The sequence below is a fragment of the Confluentibacter sediminis genome (genome assembly GCF_003258355.1).
GTDB classification, from domain to species: domain Bacteria; phylum Bacteroidota; class Bacteroidia; order Flavobacteriales; family Flavobacteriaceae; genus Confluentibacter; species Confluentibacter sediminis.
Map to the genome: position 1 here is coordinate 307,085 of NZ_QKPO01000003.1, position 14,259 is coordinate 321,343.

Annotated in this window: 7 protein-coding genes; all 7 read right to left on the reverse strand. The window is 34.2% G+C overall.

Annotated features, from left to right (window positions below; genetic code table 11):
* Positions 1–77: 77 nt before the first annotated feature.
* Genes DKT72_RS03255 through DKT72_RS03285 form a run of 7 tightly spaced genes read right to left on the reverse strand, consistent with a single transcriptional unit; the run spans position 78 to position 14,255 of the window.
* Positions 78–1,490: a TolC family protein gene (locus tag DKT72_RS03255; protein WP_111307340.1), complete on the reverse strand. Its 1,413-nt coding sequence runs from the start codon at positions 1,488–1,490 to the stop codon at positions 78–80.
* A gap of 7 nt (positions 1,491–1,497) precedes the next feature.
* Positions 1,498–2,166, reverse strand: coding sequence for an ABC transporter ATP-binding protein (locus tag DKT72_RS03260; protein ID WP_111307284.1), 669 nt, complete (start codon positions 2,164–2,166; stop codon positions 1,498–1,500).
* Positions 2,167–2,177: 11 nt separating this feature from the next.
* Positions 2,178–4,589: an ABC transporter permease gene (locus DKT72_RS03265; RefSeq protein WP_111307285.1), complete on the reverse strand. Its 2,412-nt coding sequence runs from the start codon at positions 4,587–4,589 to the stop codon at positions 2,178–2,180.
* Positions 4,590–4,600: 11 nt separating this feature from the next.
* Complete coding sequence (locus DKT72_RS03270) at positions 4,601–7,003, reverse strand: ABC transporter permease (RefSeq protein ID WP_111307286.1); 2,403 nt, start codon at positions 7,001–7,003, stop codon at positions 4,601–4,603.
* A 28-nt stretch (positions 7,004–7,031) separates the two neighbouring features.
* Complete coding sequence (locus tag DKT72_RS03275) at positions 7,032–9,431, reverse strand: ABC transporter permease (protein ID WP_111307287.1); 2,400 nt, start codon at positions 9,429–9,431, stop codon at positions 7,032–7,034.
* A 31-nt stretch (positions 9,432–9,462) separates the two neighbouring features.
* Positions 9,463–11,832 (reverse strand): ABC transporter permease, encoded by a 2,370-nt coding sequence (locus DKT72_RS03280; RefSeq protein WP_111307288.1) that lies wholly within the window; start codon positions 11,830–11,832, stop codon positions 9,463–9,465.
* A 29-nt stretch (positions 11,833–11,861) separates the two neighbouring features.
* Positions 11,862–14,255 (reverse strand): ABC transporter permease, encoded by a 2,394-nt coding sequence (locus DKT72_RS03285; RefSeq protein WP_220628069.1) that lies wholly within the window; start codon positions 14,253–14,255, stop codon positions 11,862–11,864.
* Positions 14,256–14,259: the final 4 nt, after the last annotated feature.

Consider the following 14,259-nt stretch of genomic DNA (forward strand, 5'->3'; position numbering starts at 1 on the left):
AAAACCTTAACGATTTTTTTCAATTGGTTAAGGCTTTTTTTATTTCTTAGTTCATAAAATCAGTTTTTAATCTAAGATTAAAAACTTCCTCGATAGTAATCTAGCACCTTCGTTCTTAACAAATATTCGTAATGCGCCATAGATAGATTCTGCCTGGCCGTATCAAGATTGTTTTTGCTAATAATATATTCAATAACGTTAGAAACGCCATTATTAAATCTGATTTCATTAACTCTAAAAGATTCTTCAAAGGATTCAACCTGTTGTTGTAAAGCTTCATATTTATTAAAAGCAGCTTCCATATTAGAGTAACCCAATTCAATGGATTGTTTGTACTGGAATTTTGTATTCTCAAGTTCGATTTGAGACTCTTCTAATTCGATTTTTCTAAGTTTCACATTATTTTTTGCTCTAAAACCATTGAATAACGGAATATATACAGACACCCCATACGATGTGCTTAAATTATTATCAAACTGATCATTGTAGCTAATATCAGAAGCTTGATATTGGGTTTTATTGGTCATCACATCATACTGTTGCCCACCAATGTTTACAAAATTTCCAGTATTCTCAATAGTTGACCCTGTTTCGGTGAATAATTGTGCCGCACTCGAATAGTTGGTGTTAAGTTGACCAAAAAGTGATATTTCTGGAGTAAAATTGGCTTTTGCAACACTCACAGCACTTTTAGCAGCATCTTGCCTCAATTCTTTAGCCTTAAATGTCGCTAGATTTTGTAAAGCTTCATTATATATTTCAACATCATTCATGGGATACATTATAAAATCTCTTAAAGGGTCTATGTCTTCAAATGAGGCATTAAAATCCGATTCCAAACCTAACAACTGAAATAAACTGTTTATACCAACTTTCAAATTATTTTTAGAACCAATAACAGCTATTTCATCATTTGCCAATTGCCCTTTCATATCGGTATAATCAGCAGGATTACCTTCTCCTTCTTTATAAAAAGAACTTAATCTATCGACTTGTTTCTGGGTTACTTCTAATCGTGCTTTATTAAGTTCAAGCAAATCACGCATATTGAGTACTTGTAAATATGCCAAAGTAATATTTACTGTCAAATTCTGCTTTGCTTCTTCCACTTCCATTTCAGAAGCCTTTAAGTTTAGGTAGCTTTGTTTGATGCTATTTTTAAGCTTAAAACCATTGAAAATGGGAAGACCTGCACTTAATCCCGCATTGGAAAATGTTAATTGTTGATTGATATAACCATTTGTAAAAGGATCTATGCTTCGTCCATTATTAATCCCAAGATTATAATTTCCGTTCACATTAGGCATAATATTACCCCAAGATTGGTTTAAATTCACTTTAGAAGATTCTGCTTTTAATTTGACACCTTTTAAGTCAAAATTATTTTCAAAAGCAATCTCCAAACACTTTTCAAGGGTATAGGTTTCTTGCGAGTAACCCTTAAAAATGGATAAAAAAACACCTAGTATAAGTATCTGTATTATTTTCATTTTATATTTATTTTTCGATAACAGTTCCATCTAATAAATTGATGATTCTGGAACCATATTCTGCATTTTTCTCTGAATGCGTTACTTGAATGATAGTAACACCTTCTTCATTTAACTGTTTAAATAATTCCATAATCTCTTCACCTTGCTTGGAGTTTAAATTCCCCGTAGGTTCATCCGCCAAAATAAGTTTGGGTTTGGTAATCAAAGCTCTGGCAATACCCACCAATTGTTGCTGCCCACCACTTAACTGACTAGGGAACAAGTCTTTTTTTCCAACAATATTGAACCTATCCAACATATCGGCTACCAAGGCTTTTCTTTCCGAGCCACTTATTTTTTTGTACAAAAGAGGTGTTTCTATGTTTTCATAAACCGTCAATTCATCAATTAAGTGATAGGCTTGAAACACAAAGCCTATATACTCTTTATACAAATTGGCTTTATGTTTTTCTTTAAGTTGATGTACTGGTTCATCAAGAAAGTTATACTCACCTTCATTAAAATCATCTAACATACCAATAACATTTAGTAATGTTGATTTTCCCGAACCTGATGGTCCCATAATAGAGATAAACTCACCTTCTTCAACTTGTAAATGTGCATCTTTTAAAAGATAAAACCGTCTTCCACCAGAGTTTACCCATTTATAAATATTTTTTAGTTCTAATAACATAATTTTTATTTTTATTCGGTTCTTAAACTTTTTATAGGATTAGCTGTTGCCGCTTTAATAGACTGAAAACTAACTACAAGTAATGTGACTAATAATGCTCCAACACCTGCCATACAAAATATCCACCATGATAAGTTTGTATGGTATGAATAATTATGTAACCACTTATCCATAAAATAATAAGCGATGGGTATGGCTATAAAGCAAGACACAAAAACCAACCAAATAAATTCTCTTGATAACATTTTCCAAAGCGTCATTATAGACGCACCAAGTACTTTTCTTATACCAATCTCCTTTGTTCGTTGTTCTGCCATATAGGATGCCAAACCAAACAAACCCAAACATGAAATAAAAATGGCAAGTATCGATAAAAGTGTTACCAACTGACTCATGCGTTTTTCATTACCAAATTTTTTAGCATAAGCTTCGTCTACAAACTTCGGTTCAAAAGGTCGTGATGGATTATATTTTTTAAATACCGACTCTATTTTAGCTAAAGATTCCTTTACACTTTTTTCTGGGTTTAACTTTATAAGAAATTCATTTAATTGATCATCTGCTTTTGTGTTAGCAAAAATGTATGGTTTCACTGGTTCATAAGGAGATTCGATCAATATATCTTCAACAACACCTACAATTGTAATAACTGATGTTGGTTCACCTGGGTTTCTTAATTTTTTACCAACAGGGTCTTTTAAACCCATAAAAGCAACAGCTGATTCATTTAAAATAAGTTGAATTGAATCGGCTCCAAATCTTTTTGAAAAATCACGCCCGTCTTTTACCTTCCAACCAATTGTTTTACCATAATTATAATTAACACTTCCAATATGAAAATTCCCCATCAAATTAGAATCTTTTCCATCCCAATCAAAACCACCAAAAATCATCCATTCATTAGTTATTAAATTCTGAGATTCTGCAATGTCTATGATTGCTCCATTATTAATTAATGTTTCCCTGATAGCTTCTATATCTCGATGTGTTTCTTTCGTAGTTGAAACAGTAATCAATGCATTTTTATCATAACCCATGGGTCTGTTTTCTGCATGTTTTATTTGCTGAAACACCACAATGGTTCCAATAATTAATATAATGGAAACTGTAAATTGAGATACCACTAATACTTGTCTAGGCAGTAATGCCTTTTGTCCTGTTTTAAAAACCCCTTTTAGCACCTCAACAACTTTAAAAGAAGATAAATAAAGTGCTGGATATAAACCAGCTAAAGTGCCTATAAATAAACTGTAAAAGATTCCAAAAACCCAAAATATTAAATTGCTCCAAGGCATAGTAATATGAGAATTCATAATGCTATTAAAATAAGGCAGCATTAGGAATACTAATAAGGTAGAAAAAATAAACGCAATGATAGACACTAAAATAGATTCACTAAAAAATTGACTTATTAATTGATATCTATTAGAGCCTATAGCTTTGCGTACTCCTACTTCTTTAGCTCTTTTCTCTGAACGCGCCGTACTCAAGTTTATAAAATTAATACAAGCTAAAAGCAATACAAAAAAACCAATAATACCAAATAACCATACATCATCGATGCGGCCACCAACATTCACTCCATTTTCAAACTCACTATACAAATGCCATTTAGACATGGGATGTAAAAAAACTTTTGGATTGTAATCTCTTTTAACATCTTCTGTACCATTATCTATTATTATATTTTCAATTTTAGAAGACACTTTATCAATATTGGTGTTTTCAGAAAGTTGTACATAGGTTCGTGTATTTCCTCCTGCAAACCAAGGATTCGAACTTTCCAATAGTTCTTTAACATACCAATTTTGACTTACATATAAAGCCCATGGTAAAATAAATCCTAGCTCTTTAAATGAAGAACTCTTTGGTAAATCTTTATAAACGCCTGTAACCTTAACATCATTTTCATCATTTAACCTTAAAGTTTTCCCCATGGGGTCTTGATTTCCAAAAATAATTTCTGAAACCGATTGAGATAATAAGATTGAATTCATTTCTTTTAAACCATTTCGTGAACCTCTAACCATATTAAGACTAAGCATTTCTGCAATTTCGGGTTCAAAATAACTTCCCTTATTAACAAATATCTTACCTTCAAAATCTAAGTTTTGTTCCGAATTCCATGTGCCTTGTGCCGTATATTTAAAATCACTACCAAATTTGTTTCGTAAACCCTCACTCATAATTGTAGCAACAGATTCCCATGTATCAGTAACGCCATTAAGTGTTTGATGATGCATGACTTGAGCGATCCTATCATAATTATCATGATTCTTATTAAACGACAACTCACTATAAATCCAAAGGCCAATAATTAGTGCTACCGCCATACCAACCGCAAGACCACCAATATTAATCACACTAAGGACTTTATGCTTCCATAAATTCCGCCACGCTATTTTAAAATAATTCCTTAGCATAATTTTTATTTTTATTCGGTTCTTAAACTTTTTATAGGATTAGCTGTTGCCGCTTTAATAGACTGAAAACTGATGGTGATGATGGTGATACTAATAGCGCCTGCCCCAGCCAATAAGAAAATCCACCAAGAGATATCGGTTCTGTAAGTGAACTTTTGAATCCATTGATTCATAAAATAATAGGCTAATGGCGATGCGATAGCTATTGAAATAACCACCAATACTAAAAAATCTTTAGATAATAACTTCCATAGATTTAGTATGGACGCACCTAGTACTTTTCTAACACCAATTTCTTTGGTACGTTGCTCTGCCACAAAAGACGCCAGACCAAATAAGCCCAAACAACTAATCAAGATGGCTAATGCAGTAAATACACTTGCTAAACTAGCCACACGTTCTTCCGAGGCAAATTTTTGGGCATATTGTGCATCTATAAATTCATACTCAAAAGGTAAACCAGGGAAATTCTTTTTAAACACCTTTTCTATAGTTTCTAAATTAGTACTAACACTTCTGTCAGGGTTCATCCTTAAATTATAATAACTAGAAGCCTGATATTTATCAATAACATACAAGGTTTGTTTTGATGGCTCGTAAGGCGACTGCATCACCATATCTTCTACAACGCCTATAATTTTTAGAGGTGGATCTGGATCATCTTCATTAGAATCCCTCATTAATTTTCCAATTGGATTTTTTAGTCCCATATACTCTACAGCCGTTTTATTTAAAATGACTGCACTTGAATCTGTTGGAAATTTTATTGAAAAATCTCTACCTTCAACAAATGCTAATCCTAAGGTTTTAGCGTATTCTGGAGACACCATAATAAAGGCAAAATCATCCTGAAACCCAATCGGTTTTCCTTCCCATGTATAGCCCCCATTATTAGACCAAACATCTGTTAAAGGACTACTTGAAGTCGCCATGTTAACCACCGCTCCAGAAGTTATAAATTCATTCCGCATAAAATCTGTTTTTCCATAAAAATCTGGACTATTTGTAGGTATTTGAATGAGTCCTTCTTTATTGTAACCAACCGGTCTATTTTTAGTGTATTGTATTTGTTTCATTACCAGAATAGTTCCAATGATTAATATTATTGAAACCGTAAACTGGGTAACAACCAAAACTTTTCTTGGCAAAGCAGCTAGCTTCCCTGCCTTAAAAGTTCCTTTAAGTACTTTCACTGGATTAAATGATGATAAATACAAAGCTGGGTAACTCCCTGAAAGTAGAGATGTGAACAATATAAAACCTAGAGATAACATCCAAAACTGACTATTAGTCCAAGGCAATATAATTTCTTTACTTGCTAATGTATTGAACCCTTTAAGAGAAATCATTACTAAAATTAAAGCAGCTATATAGGCAACACTTACTGTAAAAAGAGACTCGCCTAAAAATTGGCGTATAAGCTGAGACCTATTGGAACCAATAGATTTTCTAATCCCCACCTCTTTAGCTCTTTTTTCAGATCTTGCTGTAGATAAATTCATAAAATTTATGCATGCCAATAAGAGCACAAACACACCCACAATGCCAAACAACCAAACATATTCTATACGCCCGCCAGATTGTACTCCATTTTCAAAATTGGAACGTAAATACCAATCGTTCATAGGCAATAATAAAATTTTAGGATTATATGCTTTTTGGTCATCAGGGGCGGCATTCATTTTTGCTAGTCTAATAGTTTTATCAACCTGTTCCATAGTCGTATTATCAGCTATTTGAACAAACATTTGAAAAGACCCATTACCCCATTGATCGGCTGCATTTTTAATCCATTCTGCTGAATTCACATACAATTTCCATGGCGTCATATAGTTCAAATCGTGAAACGAATTGTTTTTTGGTATATCTTCATAAACAGCTGTTACCTGCATATCATGTTCACTATTTAATTTAATTGTTTTCCCAATAGGATCAGTATCACCAAATATTGCTTTAGCAGTGGATGCCGATAACATAATAGAATTTAACTCAGCCAATCCATTTCTAACACCTTTTACAATTTTTAAATTCAGCATATCAATAGCACCTTCTTGGATAAAACTACCAGAACTGGATATTTTTATGTCTTTATACTCAAGGTAACCCGCGGTATTCCAGGAGGACATGACAATATGCTTAAAATTATCATTATACTTATTTCTAAGTTCCATTTCTAAAGGTCTTGGAAGTGCGTTATAAGTTAGATTTTCCCCATTATACGTTAAGGATTGATATACTTGTGCTATACCTTTTTTGTTAGAAAAGTAGTCGTTGAAGCTTAACTCATCATGTACCCAAAGTCCAATCATCACGGCAACGGCCATACCAATGGACAAACCAAATATGTTGATGAAAGAATACACCTTATGCTTCCATAAATTCCGCCACGCTATTTTGAAATAATTCTTAATCATGATTTTGATGTTTTTTTGATTGATGATATTATTCTGTTCTCAAACTTTTTACAGGATTGGCAAGGGCTACTTTAAGTGCTTGAAAACTTACCGTTAACAAAGCCACTAAAATGACAAGTACCATAACACTAACAAAAATTTGCCAACCAAACATAATACGATAAGGATAACTCTCAAGCCATTTATTAGCAACTAACCACCCCAATGGCATAGCAATAACCAAAGCAATGGAAACCAATTTTATAAAGTCTCTGGAAACAATACCCAATATATTATTTACCGAAGCGCCCAACACTTTGCGGATACCAATTTCTTTGGCACGTTTTTCAACAGACAATACTGTTAAACCAAACAAACCTATACAAGAAATAAAAATGGTAAGTACCGCTCCAAAAAGCACTATTTGTTTCCATTTGGCCTCGGCTTGATAATTTCTTTTATTAACCTCGTCCATAAATGTATGATTGTAAGGTGTTAATGGGAATGTTTCTTTAAAAGCTGATTCTATAAAACTTAAAGTTTCTGATACGTTTCCCGGCTTAATTTTAATAAGTGCTTTCCCAAAACTATTGTCTGGATGCATGGTGAACAATTGAGGTTGAATCAATTGGTTTAAGGAAGAAAAATGATAGTCCTTCACAACACCTATTACCGTATATTTACCATCCTCCCCTGTACCAAGTTTTACAATTTGTCCTAAAGGGTTTTGCCATCCTGCCTTTTTTACGAATGACTCATTAACTAATGCAGAATGAGCTGCATCTGAAGCATATAACGAAGAAAAATTTCTGCCTGAAACAACATTTATATTCAAAGTAGGTATATAGGATTCACTCACATTTTCATAAGCAAAGCCAAAACGTTCATCACCATTTACTACACCTGAAGTACCCATATAACCGGCATTTTTGCCAGCTACTTCCACAATATTAGGGTTAGACATTAATTTAGATTTGAACAAACTAAATTGATCTGTAGTCATGCCATATTTTTGTACTTCAACAATGTTTGAATCGTCGTACCCTAAATCATAATTGGTTAAAAAACTGAACTGTTTGTAAATAACAAACGTGCCCACAATTAAAAAAGACGCCAATGTAAATTGTAGTACTACTAAGGATTTTTGCAAATAATTTTTCCCCTTTAATACAAATCGACTATAGAGCGTATCTACGGGTTTATATTTAGACAAGATCAAGGCTGGATAAAAGCCAGCCAATAAAGTTGTAACAATAAACAACGTAACAAATCCCAAAAGTAATTTCGTATCAAATAAATAGGAAATGGCCAGTACTTTGTTGGAAAGATCATTAAAAACGGGTAAAATTAACTGCACCAAAAGTACAGCCAAAGCGAAAGCCATAAAGCAAAGCAAAAAGGACTCTCCCAAAAACTGAACAATTAATTGTTTTCTATCGCCTCCAACCACTTTACGAATCCCAATTTCCTTGGAGCGTCTTACCGACCTTGCCACTGTGAGATTCACAAAATTAATACAAGCTATAAGCAATACAAACAAGGCTATGGCTGATAAAATATAAGAATACATGGGGTTACTACCATCCCTAAGTCCATTTTGAGCTGGCAATTCTTTATTCAAATGCATATCTGTAAATGGTTGTAAAGAGTATGTAGGCAATATGGCAAAATTTTTATCCCCATATTTTTCGGCAAACATATTGGCTGTTTCCTTTGCCTGAGAAACAAATATGTTTTGAATTGTATTATTTACCGACTCTACCTTAACATTGGGTTTCACCGAAACAAACGTATTCAAAAAAATGCTGAACCAATTTTCATTATTTGCCAATGTTCCTTCTGGAACAGTCATTGGCAACAATATATCGAACTTAATGGAGGAGTTTTGGGGACAGCGTTTGGTGACAGCCGTAACAGCATAAGGTTCAAAATCCTCTCCTTCTTTAACCATTAAAGTTTCTCCAACCACCGAAGTTTTTCCAAAATATTTAATGGCCAGATCTTCAGAAATCACAACCGATTTAGGTTGTTGCAAACAGGTTTCTGGATTACCATAAAGCACAGGAAACGAAAACATGGAAAAAAAGTTAGGATCTACATTTAGTGGTTGTTCTGGAACAACATCGGTTCCCAATTTAAAGTCCTTTGAAGCACCCTGAATGCGAACAAATTCATTGATTTCTGGTGTGTTTTCAGAAAAATAAGGCCCTTGTAAGTAGCCTGTATTTGGGTTTTTACCTTGTAACATCCCTGAGGAATATTCACTAACAACCCGATAAATATCATCAACATTGCTATGAAACTTATCGTAACTCACCTCATCTTTTACATAGAGCATGATAAGCATGGCACAGGCTAACCCTAAACTGAGACCCAAAATATTTATAAAGGCATACCCTTTACTTCTTAATATATTTCGCCACGCTATTTTGAAATAATTTTTAAACATATTTTGAAGTTTTATAGATTGATAATGATCTTTATTCCGTTCTTAAACTTTTCACGGGGTTTGCTATAGCTGCCCGTATGGATTGATAGCTTACGGTAATCATGGATACTAAAATCGATACCCCTCCTGCTAATGCAAAAACCCACCATTCCATATCTATACGATACGTGTATTTTTGAAGCCAATTTTCCATAGCCCACCATGCAATAGGAGAGGCTATTAATAATGAAATAACTACTAATTTTAAAAAGTCTAAAGACAATAAGGTTGTTATATTGGCTACAGATGCTCCTAAAACCTTGCGAACACCAATTTCCTTTATTCTATTCTCTGCCATATAGGATGCCAACCCAAATAAACCAAGACATGAAATAAAAATGGTTAATGCTGAAAACAGACCTGCCAGTGTACCAATACGTTTTTCTTCTTGAAATTTCAAAGCATAGTCCGTATCTACAAATTCAAAATCAAATGGGAATTCTGGATTATATTTTTTGAAAATAGCCTCTGCTAATCCTATATTTTTTGAGATGGCATTGGCTGGATTCAATTTTAAGTGTAGAACACCAAACCAAGATTTGGGTCCCATTATAGCCAATTGTTGTACTTTATCATAGGGAGATTCATAAATAAAATCTTTGATAACCCCCACAACTCGCCATGTTTCGCCATCAGCACGAACCGAAGCACCTATAGGGTGTTCCAACCGCATTATTTTTACCGCTGTTTCATTAAGTACCATGGCCGTAGAATCTGTAGAATATTTATAAATGTCAATATCCCTTCCTGCAACTAAATTGGCACCCATGGTTTTAACAAAATCGGCATCGGAGGCCATTCTTACAAAATCTGTTTTAGAATCCCCTTCATTGCTGCCATCCCATTCCCAACCCCAACCATCACTATAACGGGTCGTTATTGGACTCATAGATTTAGTAACGGAAATAGCGGCACCACTATTTAGCAATTCATTTCTTATGACACTGTAATGTTTATCTATGTCTCCCACTATATGCATATAAACCAGATTATCTTTATTATATCCTGAATCTCTGGACTGCGCGTGCTCTATTTGTTTTTTAATGGTAACCGTACAAATGATTAAAGCTATGGCAAAAGTAAATTGCAATACCACCAGTACTTTTCGAGGTGTTACCAAGGTATTACCCGACTTAAAAGTTTGCTTAAGCACTTTTATGGGTTTAAATGCAGACAAATAAAATGCTGGATAACTACCCGCTAATATCCCTGTAAACAAAATAAATAATAAAGCAACTAACCAATAAACCACATGACCGTAGTCTACAAATAAGTCTTTTGCTACCAATCTATTAAAACCTGGCAGACTCAATTCCACAATACCAATGGCAATTACAAAAGCTAAGAATGATAGAATGATGCTTTCACTAATAAATTGAAACATTAAACTCTCTCTTCTAGCTCCTACTACCTTGCGTATCCCTACTTCACGAGCCCTTTTTTCGCTTCTGGCAGTACTCAAATTCATAAAGTTGATACATGCTATTAAAAGAATAAACACAGCGACTATAGCAAACAATTTTACAGTTTCAATCCTGCTTCCTACATATTTTCCATTTTCGGATTTTGAATATAGCCAAGTATCTTTTAAGGGCTGTGTAAATACTTCTATTGTTGATAGATCACCTGTATTCTTTGAGTGCTCTTTGGTAACATTTTTTATTTTTGAGTCGAATACATCTTGTTTCACACCTGGTTTGAGCATCACAAAACTTTTAATAGAATTATTTCCCCACCACTCATCGTCCCAACCAAGTACTTTCATATAACTCCATGGCAAAAGAAACTCAAAATCTAAACTGGTATTATTAGGCAAATCCTTTACAACACCCGTTACTGTGAAATTGTCCCGACCGACTATTTTTATAACTTTACCCATAGCTTCATCATTACCAAAAAGTTTTTTGGCAAGACTTTCTGTAATAACGATGTTATAAGTTTCATTAAGTGCAGTATTTATATTGCCTTCCTTAAAAGGAAAACTAAATAATTTTAAAAAACCAGGGTCTACAAATTTACCTTCCACATCGATACGCATATCTCCAACAGCAAATAAGAATGGGCTAGAATTAACCCTTGTAAATTCCTCTACTTCTGGAAATTCTTCTTTTAAGGTTGGTGCCAAAATTTTTGGTGTCGTATTCCACACCCATAATTCTCCATTAAAAGTATCGCGATTATTTAATGTATAAATACGTTCCAGATTTTTATGGAATCGGTCATGGCTCACTTCATTTTGAATCCATAGCATAATGAGTATAGTACTTGCCATACCTATAGCTAGTCCTACAATATTAATAGAAGAAAAAACCTTGTTCTTCCATAAATTCCGCCACGCTATTTTAAAATAATTCTTGATCATGATTTGATGTTTTTTTGATTGATGATGATTTATTCTGTTCTTAAACTTTTTATGGGGTTTGCTATAGCGGCTTTAATGGCTTGAAAACTTACCGTTAACAAAGCTATTACTACAGCTGAACAACCTGCCAACAGTAATATTTGCCAAGACACTTGAATTCTATAGGCATAACTGGACAGCCATGAATCCATAAGCCACCATGCTATAGGAGACGCAATAAGTATGGCCAGAATGACCAAGAAAATAAAATCTTTAACCAACAACTTTACCAAGTTGTTTACGCTTGCACCTAACACCTTACGCACCCCAATTTCTTTAATTCTTACCCTTGCTGTATAGGTAGTTAGCCCCAGCAACCCCAAACAAGAAATAAAAATGGTAAGTGCCGCAAAAAAGTTAAATAAATTACCTGTTTTGGTATCTGCTTCGTATTTCGCTTCAAATTGTTTATCCACAAACTGGTAACTAAACGGAATATCAGTAGCAATTTTATCATACTGTTTTTTCACCGCCGCTATTGTTTTTTGTGCTTCCCCAGCTGTGGTACGCACATAAAATATATTCTGTCCCCAGCCCCATTGGGTACCCCAATTTGAATTAAAAAGCAACGGTGAAATCGGGTCTCTAAGTGATTTGAAATTAAAATCCTTCACCACCCCAATAATGGTGCCTTCGTTGTTGTGAAACTTTATTTTTTGACCTACAATAGGCTCATTGAGTCCCATTTCTTTTACAGCAGTCTCATTAACTATATAACTCGTTTTATCTGAAGGTAAACCTGAAAAATTAGCTCCTTCCACCAGTTGCATCTTCATGGTGGGAATAAAATTATTATCTATGGAAGCTTGAGCAATTAAAAGGTTCTGGCCTTGTATTTGTCCCGACCATTCCAAATCACTGGTTTCAGAATCCAGTTGGGACATATCCCCTATACCCGTAGCTGAAACCATTTGGATACTTGGCTCCTTTTCCAGTTCACTTTTTATAGCATTGGCATTCTTTGCAGCTTCAATGGGAAAGGAAACCGAAAAGACATAATCTTTATCATACCCTAAATCCATTTTTCGGATATGCTTCATTTGGCTACTTATTACCAAAGTGCCAACAATTAAAATGACAGAGACTGCAAATTGAAAAACCACTAATGCTTTTCGTAAAGCAACAATTCCCACACCCGATGCAATCTTTCCTTTTAAAGAGGGCAACGGTTTAAATGCAGACAATACCATGGCAGGATAAATACTCACTGCCATTAGCATACCCAATAAGGCAAATCCAATGGTGCTCCAGATAGATGTATTTCCAAAAGACGTTTCTAAATGTCTGCCAGAAACACTATTGTAAAAAGGTTTAAGAAGAAACACCAAAACCAATGCAATAATTAAGGCAATGGAGAATAGCACTATTGTTTCTATAATAAACTGGAAAAACAGTTGTTTTTTATTGGCTCCAACAACTTTACGTACCCCAACTTCTTTAGCCCTTGTCAATGAGCGCGCAGTAGATAGGTTTATATAATTGATACTGGCAATAGCCAACAACAATATAGCAACCAACAAAAATACCTGCACCATTCTGTAAGCACTTTTATTGCCATCTGGCGTTATTAAATGCATATCGGCCAAATTCTGCAACTTGAATTCAACCTTACTGGCAGGGTCATTATTTCGTACATCCATGTACCTTTTGGTGAACTTATTAGCAACCTTATTAGCATCAGCATTTGCGTGAAGTTTTACAAATGTTTGAAACGAATAATTACCTAAATCTTCATCAATGGTTTTCCAATCGCCATTTCCTCCTCCTGCCTTAAATTCTTTTGAATACAAAGCCATTGGAAAAATGGCATCATATTGAAGAGATGAATTTTCAGGAAAATCCTCCAATACACCAGTCACTGTAAAATTCTCATTACGATATTTCAAGGTTTTGCCTAAAACATTATGATCACCAAAAAACTTGTTTGCCATACTTTTGGTAATGACTACCGAATTAACATCGGGGAACAAATGATTTCTTTGTCCTTCAATTACATTAAAGTCAAACAAGGAGAAAAACCCATTATCAACTGCTGCTACAGTAAGCCCTCCCAATATTTTATCACGGTCTATATCGGATATGGTTTGGTTCGATTCACTGTTTATCCGAACAAGTTTACCAACTTCGCTAATTGATTTTGAATAAACCGCTAATGGCCCTGGCACACCTCCCCAAACCCTATTTTCTCCATTTATATTGAATTGTGCATTGAATACATAAATATCTTTATAATCCTTATGAAACGTATCAAAACTTTTTTCGCTCTGTACCCATGCTAAAACCATTATGGCTGCAGCAAGACCTATGGCCAAACCACTAATATGTATTATACTATAGAACTTGTTTTGCTTCAAGTTCCGCCACGCTATTTTGAAATAATTCATTATC